The organism is Acinetobacter sp. ANC 5414 (assembly GCF_013004295.1).
Taxonomy (GTDB): Bacteria; Pseudomonadota; Gammaproteobacteria; order Pseudomonadales; family Moraxellaceae; genus Acinetobacter.
In genome coordinates, this window is the sequence record NZ_JABERM010000033.1 from 58,473 (window position 1) to 72,648 (window position 14,176).

The 14,176-nt window shown below is 41.9% G+C and carries 10 protein-coding genes; all 10 read left to right on the forward strand.

Translation table 11 applies throughout. The features are described 5' to 3' along the window. The 10 genes from HLH18_RS14600 (at window position 1) to HLH18_RS14645 (ending at window position 14,134) form a co-directional block, all read left to right on the forward strand. Window positions 1–1,062 (forward strand): pilus assembly protein PilM, encoded by a 1,062-nt coding sequence (locus tag HLH18_RS14600; RefSeq protein WP_350643581.1) that lies wholly within the window; start codon window positions 1–3, stop codon window positions 1,060–1,062. Further along, the gene (locus HLH18_RS14605) at window positions 1,062–1,703 is read left to right on the forward strand and encodes a PilN domain-containing protein (protein ID WP_171547406.1); all 642 of its coding nucleotides are present in this window, start codon (window positions 1,062–1,064) and stop codon (window positions 1,701–1,703) included. The genes HLH18_RS14600 and HLH18_RS14605 overlap by 1 nt, the downstream gene beginning before the upstream one ends. Next, a complete protein-coding gene (locus HLH18_RS14610) occupies window positions 1,700–2,425 on the forward strand; it encodes a type IV pilus inner membrane component PilO (protein ID WP_171547407.1) in 726 nt (241 codons plus the stop codon). The genes HLH18_RS14605 and HLH18_RS14610 overlap by 4 nt, the downstream gene beginning before the upstream one ends. Continuing rightward, window positions 2,425–2,952: a pilus assembly protein PilP gene (locus tag HLH18_RS14615; RefSeq protein WP_171547408.1), complete on the forward strand. Its 528-nt coding sequence runs from the start codon at window positions 2,425–2,427 to the stop codon at window positions 2,950–2,952. The genes HLH18_RS14610 and HLH18_RS14615 overlap by 1 nt, the downstream gene beginning before the upstream one ends. 61 nt (window positions 2,953–3,013) lie before the next feature. After that, entirely contained in the window at window positions 3,014–5,173 is a 2,160-nt protein-coding gene (locus tag HLH18_RS14620; RefSeq protein WP_502708152.1) for a type IV pilus secretin PilQ, read from the forward strand. Window positions 5,174–5,209: 36 nt separating this feature from the next. Further along, a complete protein-coding gene (gene aroK, locus HLH18_RS14625; RefSeq protein WP_067726822.1) occupies window positions 5,210–5,758 on the forward strand; it encodes a shikimate kinase AroK in 549 nt (182 codons plus the stop codon). A 17-nt stretch (window positions 5,759–5,775) separates the two neighbouring features. After that, on the forward strand, window positions 5,776–6,861 hold the full coding sequence (aroB, locus tag HLH18_RS14630) for a 3-dehydroquinate synthase (protein WP_171547410.1): 1,086 nt from the start codon (window positions 5,776–5,778) through the stop codon (window positions 6,859–6,861). Between the two features lie 3 nt (window positions 6,862–6,864). Further along, window positions 6,865–7,710: a hypothetical protein gene (locus HLH18_RS14635; protein ID WP_171547411.1), complete on the forward strand. Its 846-nt coding sequence runs from the start codon at window positions 6,865–6,867 to the stop codon at window positions 7,708–7,710. Window positions 7,711–8,164: 454 nt separating this feature from the next. Further along, window positions 8,165–12,640 (forward strand): glutamate synthase large subunit, encoded by a 4,476-nt coding sequence (gene gltB, locus HLH18_RS14640; RefSeq protein WP_171547412.1) that lies wholly within the window; start codon window positions 8,165–8,167, stop codon window positions 12,638–12,640. Between the two features lie 72 nt (window positions 12,641–12,712). Further along, entirely contained in the window at window positions 12,713–14,134 is a 1,422-nt protein-coding gene (locus HLH18_RS14645; RefSeq protein ID WP_171547413.1) for a glutamate synthase small subunit GltD family protein, read from the forward strand. Window positions 14,135–14,176: the final 42 nt, after the last annotated feature.

The following is a 14,176-nucleotide window of genomic DNA, read 5'->3' on the forward strand; positions in this document are numbered from 1 at the left end:
GTGCTCAGGTTATATCGTAAGCCGAATAAGGGGTTAATTGGAGTAGATATTAGTTCTACTTCTGTTAAGTTGTTGGAACTTTCTGTTAAAAGCGGTAACAGGTATTGGGTGGAAAGCTATGCGCTGGTGCCTTTGCCTGAAGGTAGCGTTGTCGAAAAAAATATATTGAATCCAGAGGCGGTAGCAGATGCATTAGAGCGAGCACTCAATCTAGCAAATACCCAATCTACAGCTGCAGCACTTGCAATTCCGACTTCAATGGTGATTACCAAAACGATTGAGATGGATGCAGATATGACGGACGATGAACGAGAAGTTCAGATTCGTATGGATGCTGAGCAATATATTCCTTTCCCATTGGATGAAGCGAGTCTTGATTTTGAGGTGTTGCCTGAGCGTTTGGCAAACCCGAATCGGGTGAATGTGCTTTTGGTTGCGACCCGTATTGAAAATGTTGAAGCGCGTTCAGAAGTCTTAGAGCTTGCTGGCTTGACACCAAAAATTGCTGATGTTGAAAGTTTTGCGATCGAAAATGCATATCAAGTATTTTCTGACACCTTACCTATGGGTGTGAATACTGTAGGTATTTTAGATATCGGTCATACCATGACAACTTTATCTGTGATGCAAAATAATAAGGTGATTTATACGCGTGAGCAGGTGTTTGGTGGGAAACAGCTCACTCAAGAAATTCAAAACCGCTATGGTTTGTCTTTTGAAGAAGCCGGCCGTGCCAAGAAAAGCCGTTCATTGCCTGATGATTATGATGTTGAGGTTTTAGAACCCTTCTTGGAAGCAGTGGTTCAGCAGGCAGCAAGATCATTACAGTTTTTTTTCTCATCTTCACAGTTTAATGAGATCGATCATATTTTATTGGCAGGAGGTAATGCCAATATTCCGGGGCTCGCGAAGCTACTACAACAAAAACTGGGTTATCGTGTGACTATTGCCAACCCATTTTTACAAATGGGCTTTTCTCCACAAATTGATATTAAAAAGATAGAGAATGATGCTTCCTCACTCATGGTGGCATGTGGTTTGGCATTGAGGAGTTTTGATTAATGGCGAGAATTAACCTGCTCCCTTGGCGTGATGAGCTAAGAGAAAGACGAAAAAAAGAATTTATTACCATTTGTATTGGGGTGGCATTAATCGGGGCTTTAGCGGTTGCATTGGCATGGTTCTACTATGACCATAAACTTGAAGATCAAGAGCAAGCAAATCAACTGATTACCAGCACCAATCAAAACCTTGATGTGCAATTGAAATCCTTAGAAGGTTTAGAAGCTCAACGCAATGCAATTGTTGAGCGCATGAAGCTAATTCAAGGTTTACAAGGACAACGCCCAATTGCGGTTCGCCTGATTGATGAAATGGTACGGGTTACGCCAAGCAATTTGTACATTACCAAATTTGCCCGTACCGGGGATAAATTTACCATTGAAGGTAAAGCGGAAAGTCCGAACACGGTCGCAGAATTCTTGCGTAGTTTAGAAGCATCTGCTTGGTATAGAAACGCATTTATGAATTCTTTTTTAGCTGTTGAAGAGCAAAAAGATAAGGCACCTAGTTCAGTGGTTCCGCGTGTTGAAGAAGGTTATGGTTCATTCGTCATTACTGCCGACCTGGATGAAATTGCACAACCGACGACACCTGAAGCACCACAAAATACAGCTAATTCAACAGCGGGGGCAGCACAATGAGTCTCGATGAATTTGATGAATTAAATCCAAATGAAGGTGTTGCTACGCATAAAAAGAAGATGACCTTAGATAAGTTTCTTCAGCAGTTCAACACCTTAGATCCAAATAACTATGGCAGTTGGCCATTATCCGTTAAAATCACTTGCTGGATTTTAATTATGATGATGATTGGTATTCTGGGTTATTTTGCGCTGATTAAAGGTCAAATAGACGCAATTTCCAATGCCAATGCTCAAGAGCGAAATTTACTGAATGAATTTCGTGAAAAAGATTCAAAGCTTCGCAATTTGCAACAGTTGCAAGCGCAGTTACAGGAAATGGAAGCGAATTTTAATCAGCAACTCGAACAATTACCTAAAGAAACTGAAATCCCCGGACTGGTTGAAGATATCAACGTCAGTGGGGTAAATTCAGGTCTGAAATTTAAAAATATCCGTTTAGAAAATGAAATTAAGCAAGAGTTCTTTATTGAGCAGCCCATTTCTATTGAAGCAACCGGTGATTATCATGCCTTTGGTTCTTTTGTAAGTGGTATAGCAGCACTTCCGCGTATTGTCACTTTGCATGATTTTGATATTACAGGTACGGAAAATAAAGAGAAAAAAACCGATATTCCTCAAATTACCTATAACGTTAAAGCCAAAACCTATCGTTATATCGGTGCTACAGATACTCAAGCAGCAGATGCGAATTCAACTGCTAAAGCTGGAGGGGCACAGTAATGAAAATAGAAAAAATGACTTTGAGCCTGATATTAGGCTTGTTATTGGTGGGGTGTGATTCTCGTATTGATGCGGTCAATGAGCAGATGGCAAGTATTCGTAATCAGCCGCCATTACCGATTGAACCGGCACCGGTTTTTCCACCTGTACCAACATTTGACTATGCAGCCCATCAACTGAAAAGCCCTTTTTTACCGAGTTCGTTGGCTGCTGAATTGAGAATTATGGCAGGAAAACGCGTCTATCCTAACTTGTCACGTCAACTGCAACCTTTAGAAAGCTATGCCATCGAATCCTTGAATATGAAGGGAAGTATGCGTAGCCAGTCTGGGCAGATCCTGGCATTAATTCAAACACCAGATGGCGAAATAGAGCGCGTGCAGCGTGGTAGCTACATGGGTGTGAATCATGGTCGTGTAGTGAATATCACGCCAACACAAATCGATCTAGTGGAAATTATTCCAGATGGACGGGAAGGATATGTAGAGCGTCCAAGAAGTCTGATATTAATTGGACCAGCGCCTTAAGTTTAAAGGAATAAAAATGAATAACAGTTTGAAAGATTTTATATTTGGGGATGGCAATACAATGAACCATTTGTTCCGTCAATTTTCTATGGGTGCTGTTGCAATCGCAGTAATGCAAGTTGCCAATGCACAAGTCAGTATTACCAATATTGTGCCTATGCAAGTTGCAGGTCAGGGTACTGAAATTCGTGTCATGTTTAATGGCTTGCCGCCACAGCCGCAAGCTTATCAATTAGAGCAGCCATCACGTCTGATTCTGGATTTTGATAAAGCACAGCAAAATTTAAAGCAAAATAGCATTGCAGTTGCAACCAAAGAAGCAAGTTCTGTGGATGTGAGTTCTGATGCTCAGCGCTCACGTTTAACGGTGAATTTGGCGGATGCCGGTGCCTTTACCACACGCGTGGAAGGTAATACTTTTATTTTAAAAATTAATTCTGCTGCGGGTAATGCATTTGCTACTCAGCAGGTAGCGGCTCAAAGTCAAAGATCTAGCCAAGGAATTTCCAATATTGGCTTCCAGCGCGGTGGTCAAGGTGAAGGGCAGGTTGTTGTTGATTTGCTCGGCACAAACACACAGGTTGATGTGCAGCAGCAAGGCAGTAAAGTTGTGGTACGTACTTTAGGAAATAAAGTACCTGCACATTTGGCACGTCGTTTAAATGTGAATGATTTTGCAACGCCAGTTTCGACTATTGATGCAAATAATAACGGTGGAAATGGTGTAATTACCATTCAGACTTCTGGTAGCTATGAATATATGGCATATCAGGCGGACAATAAACTTACAATCAGTTTAAAACGACCTGAAGATAAAAATCCGCTTAAACCTAAAGTAGCCAATAGTTATACCGGTAAAAAGATTTCTCTAGATTTTCAGGATATTGAAGTACGTCGTGTGCTGCAATTATTGGCAGATTTCACTGAAATCAATATGGTGACTGCTGATACAGTACAAGGGAATATTACCTTACGCTTAAAGGATGTACCTTGGGATCAGGCATTAGACATTATTCTAAAAACCAAGAATTTAGATAAGCGTCGTAATGGTAATGTGATTTGGATTGCACCTGTTTCGGAAATGATTAAAGCAGAAGAAGAGCAGGCGAAGGCGATAGAGCAAAGTGTAAAATTAGCGCCAATACAAACCGAGTATATGCAACTAAGCTATGCAAAGGTTGTTGATATTGAAAAACTGATTACCCAAACAAAATCTTCAAATAATTCTAATTCTAATTCTAATTCTAATTCTAATTCTAATTCTAATTCTAATTCTAATTCTGGGAATGGTAGTAACAATAATAATTCTAGTGAAAGTTTATTAAGCTCACGTGGGACGATATCCGTTGATGCCCGTACCAATACACTGATTATTAATGATACGGCACAGAATATAGATAAAGTCCGCAAAATGGTCGACTTGCTAGATATTCCAGTCAAACAAGTGATGGTAGAAGCACGTATCGTTCGTGCAACCACTGACTTTACTAAAGAGATGGGGGTGAAATGGGGGATCTTGTCGCAAGGCATTAATCAAAATAATGATTTGTTGGTCGGTGGTAGTGATCAAACTTTATGGGATTTAAAAACGCCTGACGATGATGGTAAATATACGATTCAACGTCCCAGCAATCTTAATGTAGATCTTGGTGTAACAAATGCAGCAGGTAAGATTGCATTCGGTTTAATTAGTTTATCTGATTTTATGTTAGACCTTGAACTTTCTGCTTTACAAGCAGATGGTTATGGAGAAATTGTATCAACACCTAAAGTTTTAACAGGCGACAAGCAAAAAGCGAGAGTGGCCTCTGGTCAACAAATCCCATATAGATCGACTGGAAATGATGGTCAAGCAACAACAGAGTTTAAAGATGCATTGTTAAGTTTGGAAGTTACTCCAAGTATTACGCCAGATGGCAAAATACATATGAATTTGGATATTAATAGTGATTCAGCAGGTCAAATTACCCCTGATGGTAATATTGCTATTAACAAAAATTTTATTAACACAAATGTATTGGTTAATAATGGAGAAACTGTCGTACTCGGTGGTATTTTTGAACAGGAAACTTCTAATCAACAAACCAAAGTGCCTTTTCTTGGAGATATTCCTTATTTAGGTCGTTTATTCCGTAAAGATATCAAGTCTGATAATAAGCGAGAGCTATTGATTTTTGTTACACCACGAATTGTTAATGACAGTGTTTCAAGAAATCATTAATATATTTTGAATTTAGCAAAATAAATAGGTGACTCCTTGCCAAGCAATGAGTTTGAAACCCTGCCAAATATTTATTTGGTAGGGCCAATGGGGGCTGGGAAAACAACGGTTGGTCGACATTTGGCGGAACTGTTAGGACGCGAGTTTCTTGATAGTGATCATGAAATTGAACGGAAAACAGGGGCGACAATTCCTTGGATTTTTGAAAAAGAAGGTGAAAAGGGATTTCGTAACCGTGAAACTATGGTGATCGATGAGTTAACAGCTCGTTCACAACTGGTTCTGGCAACTGGTGGTGGTGCAGTGACCCAAGCTCCCAATCGTGAATTTTTAAAACAACGCGGAATCGTTGTTTATCTCTATACTCCTGTCGAAATTCAATTACAGCGTACCTACCGGGATAAAAACCGTCCTTTATTGCAAGTTGAAAATCCTGAACAAAAGTTACGTGATTTATTAGCGCTTCGCGATCCTTTGTATCGAGAAGTTGCACATTATATTATTGAAACCAATCAGGGAGCTGCTCGTGATTTAGCTCAAAAAATCTTACATATGATTGTTTCTCAAGAAGCAGATTTAGTCTAATTAACGGTTTTAATTTCATGCAAACTTTACATGTTGAACTCGGCGATCGTCGCTATCCTATTTTTATTGGCAGTGATTTAAATCCACAATCTTTACTTGAACCTTATATCAAAGGTAAGCAAGTGATGATTGTGACCAATACAACGGTTGCACCTCTGTATTTGGATCATTATGTGACTGCGATAGAGGCTTTGGGGAAAACCGTTGCAACATGTATTTTGCCTGATGGTGAAAAATATAAAAATATTGAACATTTAAATTTGATTTTTGATGCCTTATTGGAAGCAGGGTTTAATCGTGATGCTACGGTTTTAGCTCTGGGTGGGGGTGTGATTGGGGATATGGCAGGCTTTGCATCTGCATGTTTCCAACGTGGTGTTTATTTTGTTCAGGTTCCGACGACGCTGCTGTCACAAGTGGATTCGAGTGTGGGTGGAAAAACAGGCATTAATCATCCCTTGGGTAAAAATATGATTGGTGCTTTCCAGCAGCCACAAGTGGTGTTGGCGGATATGGCGCAATTAAGCACTTTAGCTGATCGTGAACTGTCAGCAGGTTTGGCGGAAGTAATTAAATATGCTTTGTTGGGCGATCTGGATTTCTTGGTCTGGCTCGAAGAAAATATGGATGGCCTGGTGGGGCGTGATTCAGAGTTACTGGCTGAAGCTGTTTATCGTTCATGTGCACATAAAGCACGTATCGTTGCTAATGATGAAAAAGAACAAGGTGAGCGTGCCTTACTGAATTTAGGTCATACCTTTGGTCATGCTATCGAGTCTTATTTAGGATATGGTGTTTGGTTACACGGTGAAGCGGTCGCAACTGGCATGGTGATGGCTGCGGATTTGTCGCAACGCATGGGCTGGATTTCAGCGGAAGATTTGGAACGTACAAAAAAAATCATTCAACGTGCCCATTTACCCGTAAAATGCCCAGCTATTCCACTGGATGAATTCCTCGCATATATGGCACATGATAAAAAAGTGCTGAATGGACAATTACGCCTGGTACTGTTGAAATCTTTAGGGCAGGCTGTAATTACAAGAGAATTTGATGTGGAATTGATGAAACAAGCGATTTTAGCGAATCAAGAGAAGGCATAAGTCATGGCAACCATCCGTACACAATGGCAACGTATTCAAAACTATATCTGGCTAGTGTGTGGGTTGGTGTGTCTGTTTGCAGCACTTATTTTTTGGGCAATCACGGACAGTGATGCTTTAGTTGAGGTGGAAAAATCTGCTGAAACTGAAGCTGAATTGCAAATTCAACCGGAAAAAGTTGCTGCAACCAACCTTCTTGGTGCACTTCAAAAAGAAGTACGCCCTTTGGAAATGACTACACGTGTGGTCAATACTGCAACCTATGAACCAGAGTTTCGTGGCACTAAGTTTATTAATGACAATAAAAATGCGGCCACGATTGAACTGTTTCGAGCGACCAAAGATGATGTGATTCGCAGTTTTCTAAAAAAACAGTCCGATCGTAAGAACTTTTTCTATATTCGCCTGAGTGGTGAAAATCAAATTGAACAATATGTTCTGCTTTATGGTATCTATGGGAATAGTGACCAAGCAAAACAAGCCCTTCAACAATTGCCATTCCAGTTTCCCAAGTCTATTCAACCTCAAGTTCAGGAGATTGAAAATTATGCAGCCTTGGTTAATGACATGGGGGCAGAAGAAATGGGTTCGAATAGCAAACTCTATGCAGTCAATTTAAAATCTGCACCATTGCCGCGCATTGATGAGAGTCTTGTGGCTCAACCTAAACCCAAACCGACTGTACCCGTAGTTGATTCTAAAGCAGCAACCACAACCACAACGATTACACGTCGTGATGAAGAGGGTAATGTCGTGGATGTGCAGCAATCTCATTCTGGTGTTGAATCTGCGCCGAAAAAAAATGGCAATAAAGTAGCAGAAACTGAAATTAGCGATCCATTTAATTAAAAATAGAGTTCTAAAATAGAGCAAAGTAAGTTATAAAAATATCTATATGCACAAATATAGTGCGGAAAATGGTTTCAAGAAAATAAGATGAAGCAGATGAAACTTTAATATTTCTATATTTAAAACATTTAGCCTTGTCTTTCTTTAATTGGCATCATTTTTGCTTTATTGGTGCATGAATTGAGTTATTGTCCCTATTTTGGCGCGAAAAGATTCAATGATTGTGCGAAGTTACTGAATTTGCCTGCTTTAAAAGAGTGCGTAAAATCAATAAAACATTTTTGTAATTGATCCATGCACGCAAGATGAAATGCGATTATCTTAAGTATGTGAAGAAAATGATTCTGCCCAATCTTGATCTGAGTGTAAGTAAATTGGACTAAATCGCAAAGAAGATATTTGATTGTTAGATGCCCGCTTTATGGGCCATGTTGAAGAAGGGTACGCTATGCACATGCCATCGCCTAATACTGTAGCTCCCGCTCAAGGTTTATACCAACCGGATGAGTTTAAAGATAACTGTGGTTTCGGTTTAATCGCCCATATGCAGGGTGATGCAAGCCATGATTTGGTCAAGACCGCGATTCATAGTTTAAGTTGTATGACCCACCGTGGTGGTATTGCCGCAGATGGCAAGACAGGGGATGGTTGTGGTTTATTGCTGGCTATGCCGAAAGCATTTTTTCGTGAAGAAGCAAAAAAACTCAGTGACATCACCTTAAGTGAAGTGTTTGCAGTCGGTACGGTATTTTTAAATCTTGATCCGGCAATTGCAGCCCATTCAAAGCAGGTTTTAGCCAAAGAAATCGAATCTGAAGGCTTAAAAGTGCTTGCTTGGCGTGTGATCCCAACCAATGTCGATGCTTTGGGTGAAATTGCACTTCAATCGATGCCGGCATTTGAACAAATTATTGTTAATTGCCCAATGGGTGTCACTGAAGTTGAATTTAACCGTAAGTTATTCCTTGCGCGTCGTCGTGCGGAACAGCTGCTTAGTAATGATTCTTCATTCTATGTAACCACATTGTGTTCAACAGTCATCACCTATAAAGGTTTGATGATGCCTGAAGCAATCGCAGACTTTTATACAGATTTAGCGGATCCGCGTCTGGAATCACACATTGTGGTCTTCCATCAGCGTTTCTCGACCAATACATTGCCGCGTTGGCCTTTAGCACAGCCGTTCCGTTATCTTGCACACAATGGTGAAATCAACACCATTACCGCAAACCGTAACTGGGCAATGGCACGTGTTCCAAAATTTGAAAACCCATTGCTTCCAGGTTTAACTGAGTTCAATCCAATCGTGAACCGTACCGGTTCGGATTCTTCAAGCCTGGATAATATGCTCGAGATTCTGGTGGGTGGTGGTATGGATCTGTTCCGTGCCCTACGTATGCTGGTTCCACCGGCTTGGCAAAATGTTGAAACTTTAGATGCCGATCTACGTGCATTCTACGAGTTTAACTCTAAGCATATGGAAGCGTGGGATGGTCCTGCAGGTCTGGTTATTCAAGATGGTCGTCATGCGATTTGTATGCTGGATCGTAACGGTCTACGTCCTGCTCGCTGGGTCATTACCAAAAATGGTTACATCACGCTTGCATCAGAAATCGGGGTTTGGGGTTATCAACCTGAAGACGTCATTTCTAAAGGTCGTGTCGGCCCAGGTCAAATCTTGGTAATTGATACCCTCACTGGTAAATTGCTTGATACTCAAGATGTCAGCAACCATTTGAAAAAAATGCGTCCTTACCGTGAATGGTTGCGTGAAAACTCAATTCGCCTACAAGGCAGCCCGGAACTTGAAGAATATTTATGTGATCAAGGCTTAAAAGGCGATGACCTCAAAGCATCACAAAAAATGTTCATGGTGACGTTTGAAGAACGTGATCAATTGCTTCGTCCAATCGCAGAAAGCGGTCAGGAAGCAGTCGGTTCAATGGGTGATGATACGCCAATGGCTGTATTGTCGCGTCAGGTCCGTCATGTATCGGATTACTTCCGTCAGCAGTTTGCCCAAGTCACCAATCCACCAATCGATCCATTACGTGAATCGATTGTGATGTCATTAGAGACTTGCTTGGGGCGTGAGCAGAACGTATTTGAACAAAGCCCTGAACATGCAGATCGCTTGATCATTTCAAGCCCTGTACTCTCAAACTCGAAAATGCACCAAATGCGTACTTTGGGTCGTAAAGGCTACGAAATTGCCGACATCGACTTGAACTATGTTGCAACTGAAGGTTTAGAAGCAGCGATTGCACGTATCTGTGAGGAAGCGGCTCAAGCGATTCGTGCTGGCAAAACTTTACTGGTGCTTTCTGACAAGAAAATCCGTGAAGGTTATTTACCAGCCAATGCATTGATGGCAACAGGTGCAGTTCACCATCACTTGATTCAAGTGGGTTTACGTACCGATGCCAACATCATTGTAGAAACAGCTTTGGCACGTGATGCGCACCAATTTGCCGTGATCTTAGGTTTTGGTGCGACTGCGATTTATCCATACTTGGCCTATGACGTGATCAATGACCTGATTGCCAAAGGTGAGTTGTTGGGTGACCCAATTCATGCCCAAGCGAATTTCCGTAAAGGGATTGAGAAAGGTCTACTCAAAGTCCTTTCTAAAATGGGTATCTCAACTGTTGCGTCTTATCGTGGTGGCCAGTTATTTGAAGCTGTAGGTTTATCCAATGAAGTGGTTGATAAATGCTTCACTGGCGTTCCAAGCCGTATTCAAGGTGCAACCTTTGCAGACCTTGAAAATGATCTTAAAAAATTGGCTGAAAATGCGTGGAAAGCACGTAAGCCAATTGATCAGGGTGGTTTGCTGAAGTTTGTCTTTGACAAGGAATATCACGCATTTAACCCGGACGTGATTAATGCTTTGCATAAATCAGTACGTTCAGGGGATTATGCTGACTTTAAAGAATATGCAGAACTGGTAAACAATCGTCCGATTGCTACCATTCGTGACCTATTTAAATTAAAAACAGATAATTCAATTGCGCTGGATCAAGTGGAATCAATTGAAGAAATCTTGCCACGTTTCGACTCTGCGGGCATGTCACTCGGTGCATTGTCACCTGAAGCGCATGAAGCGATTGCGATTGCCATGAACACCATTGGTGGTCGTTCAAACTCGGGTGAGGGCGGTGAAGATCCTGCACGTTATGGCACTATCCGTAACTCGAAAATCAAACAGATTGCATCAGGTCGTTTCGGTGTGACACCAGCGTATTTAACGTCTGCTGAAGTGTTACAGATTAAAGTCGCGCAAGGTGCGAAACCGGGTGAAGGCGGTCAGTTACCGGGTGGTAAAGTGAATGGCTTAATTGCACGTTTACGTTATTCCGTTCCAGGTGTGACTTTAATTTCACCTCCTCCACACCATGACATCTATTCAATTGAAGATTTGTCACAATTGATCTTTGACTTAAAACAAGTCAATCCTCAAGCGATGGTGTCGGTAAAACTGGTCTCTGAACCGGGTGTTGGTACGATTGCGGCAGGTGTTGCAAAAGCCTATGCCGATTTTATTACCATTTCCGGTTATGATGGTGGTACTGCGGCATCTCCATTATCTTCAATTCACCATGCAGGTTCGCCATGGGAGTTAGGTTTATCTGAAGCGCATCAAGCCCTTCGTGTAAATGACCTGCGTGGCAAAGTACGTGTACAAACTGATGGTGGTTTGAAAACAGGTTTAGACGTGGTTAAAGCGGCTATTTTGGGTGCAGAAAGCTTCGGTTTTGGTTCTACCCCAATGATTGCGTTGGGTTGTAAGTATCTTCGTATTTGTCACTTAAACAACTGTGCAACCGGTGTAGCAACTCAGCAAGACCATTTACGTCAAGAGCATTATATTGGCGAGCCAGAAATGCTGATTAATTTCTTCCACTTTATTGCAGAAGAAACTCGTGAATGGTTAGCGGCTTTAGGTGTTTCAAGTTTGAAAGACTTGATTGGCCGTACAGATTTGCTTGAAGTTTTACCGGGCGATACAGACAAACATGCTCACTTGGATTTAAGTGCCTTGTTGACCTCGCATCCATCTGCGGAAGGTAAAGCGCAATATTGTGAAGTTCAAGGCAATGCACCATTTGATAAAGGCTTGCTCGCTGAGAAAATGGTTGATGAAATGCTTCCGACCATTGAAGCGGGTAAGAGTGGCGAGTTTAACTACAATGTTGTCAATTGTGACCGTTCAATTGGTGCACGTATTTCAGGTGAAATTGCGCGTCGTTATGGTAACTTGGGTATGGAAACACATCCTGTAGTCATGAATTTGAAAGGTACTGCAGGTCAGTCACTCGGTGTTTGGAATGCTGGCGGTTTGCATATCAAACTTGAAGGTGATGCCAACGATTACGTCGGTAAAGGTATGGCAGGTGGTTGTATTTCCATCTTCCCACCAAAAGGTTCACCATTCCAAACTCAAAATACTGCAATCATTGGTAACACCTGTTTGTATGGTGCAACTGGAGGTAAAATCTTTGCTGCAGGTACTGCAGGCGAGCGTTTTGCAGTTCGTAACTCGGGTGCATTTGCCGTGATTGAAGGTGCAGGCGACCATTGTTGTGAATATATGACTGGTGGTATTGTGACTGTACTGGGTAAAGTAGGTCATAACTTCGGTGCCGGTATGACCGGTGGTTTTGCTTATGTACTTGACCTTGATAATGATTTCGTGGATCACTATAACCATGAGTTGATCGAGTTAAATCGTATCTCTACAGAAGCGATGGAAGAACATCAAGAATTCTTGCTTCGTATTTTGGATGAACACATTAAAGAGACAGGTAGTGCTTGGGCGTACAAGATCCGCAACGAGTTTGATTTTTACAGCCGTAAATTCTGGCTTGTAAAACCAAAAGCTGCTAATTTGCAAACGCTTTTGAAAACGACTAAAGCTGATCCACAATAATTCCACTACTGCAGATTGATAGGCAGGTGTAGCGGATAAATAAACCAACTACACCTACCCACGGAGAGAGACATGGCAGAGCGCCTAAACAATGACTTTCAATTCCTGGATGTAGCACGCCAAGATCCAGAAAAAAAAGATCTAACTGTCCGCAAAGCAGAGTTTGTGGAAATTTATAAACCCTTTACAGCGGAAATTGCGACCAATCAATCGCACCGTTGTTTAGGTTGTGGTAACCCGTATTGTGAATGGAAATGTCCAGTACATAACTACATTCCAAACTGGTTAAAACTGATTGCTGAAGGTCGTATTTTCCAGGCAGCTGAACTTTGCCATCAAACCAATACCTTGCCAGAAGTTTGTGGTCGCGTATGTCCGCAAGACCGTCTATGTGAAGGGGCTTGTACCTTAAATGACGGTTTTGGTGCCGTGACCATTGGTAATGCGGAAAAATATATCAATGATACCGCTTTTGCTTTGGGTTGGCGTCCAGATATGTCCAATGTAAAATGGACAGATAAAAAAGTTGCGATTATTGGTGCAGGTCCTGCAGGTCTAGGCTGTGCAGACATTCTGGTACGTAATGGTGTTAAACCGGTTGTATTCGATAAACGTCCTGAAATTGGTGGTTTGCTGACTTTCGGTATTCCAGAATTCAAGATGGAAAAAGACGTCATGAAACGCCGCCGTGAAATTTTCGCGGGTATGGGTGTTGAATTCCGTTTAAATACTGAAATTGGTACAGATATCACCATCGAGCAATTGCTTGCAGATTACGATGCCGTGTTCATGGGTATGGGAACATACACTTACATGAAAGGCGGTTTCGCGGGTGAAGATCTGGATGGTGTTCACGATGCGCTTGATTTCCTGATTGCTAACGTTAATCGTACCCAAGGCTGGGAAAAAGACGCTTCTGAATATGTCAGCGTTGAAGGTAAAAAGGTGATTGTACTGGGTGGTGGTGACACTGCGATGGACTGTAACCGTACTTCAATTCGTCAAGGTGCGGAATCTGTGGTGTGTGCTTACCGCCGTGATGAAGAAAATATGCCGGGTTCACGTCGTGAAGTAAAAAATGCGCGTGAAGAAGGGGTGGATTTCATGTTCAACCGTCAGCCAATTGAAATTGTGGGTGAAAACGGCAAAGTCACAGGTGTTAAAGTGGTGACTACACAATTAGGCGAGCCTGACAGCCGTGGTCGTCGTAGCCCAGAACCGGTTCCGGGTTCAGAAGAAGTTTTACCTGCTGATGCAGTGCTTTTAGCTTTCGGTTTCCGTGCAAGCCCGGCGGATTGGTTTGCTGGTGCTAACATTGGTCTGGATGGTTCAGGTCGTGTGGTTGCAGCTGAAAAGCAACAATACAAATTCCAAACGTCTAACCCGAAAATTTTTGCCGGTGGTGACATGGTTCGTGGTTCGGACCTGGTGGTTACTGCAATTTGGGAAGGTCGTGAAGCAGCTGAAGGTATCCTTGATTATTTAGATGTTTAATTCATAACGTTTAAGTTAGAGATTTAAAAACCCGCTTCGGCG

Bases quoted from the DNA above. Each gene is read 5' to 3' on its own strand.
- HLH18_RS14605 (WP_171547406.1), top strand. From the start codon at position 1,062: ATGGCGAGAATTAACCTGCTCCCTTGGCGTGATGAGCTAAGAGAAAGA.
- HLH18_RS14610 (WP_171547407.1), top strand. From the start codon at position 1,700: ATGAGTCTCGATGAATTTGATGAATTAAATCCAAATGAAGGTGTTGCT.
- HLH18_RS14615 (WP_171547408.1), top strand. From the start codon at position 2,425: ATGAAAATAGAAAAAATGACTTTGAGCCTGATATTAGGCTTGTTATTG.
- HLH18_RS14620 (WP_502708152.1), top strand. From the start codon at position 3,014: ATGAACCATTTGTTCCGTCAATTTTCTATGGGTGCTGTTGCAATCGCA.
- aroB (WP_171547410.1), top strand. From the start codon at position 5,776: ATGCAAACTTTACATGTTGAACTCGGCGATCGTCGCTATCCTATTTTT.
- HLH18_RS14635 (WP_171547411.1), top strand. From the start codon at position 6,865: ATGGCAACCATCCGTACACAATGGCAACGTATTCAAAACTATATCTGG.
- gltB (WP_171547412.1), top strand. From the start codon at position 8,165: ATGCCATCGCCTAATACTGTAGCTCCCGCTCAAGGTTTATACCAACCG.
- HLH18_RS14645 (WP_171547413.1), top strand. From the start codon at position 12,713: ATGGCAGAGCGCCTAAACAATGACTTTCAATTCCTGGATGTAGCACGC.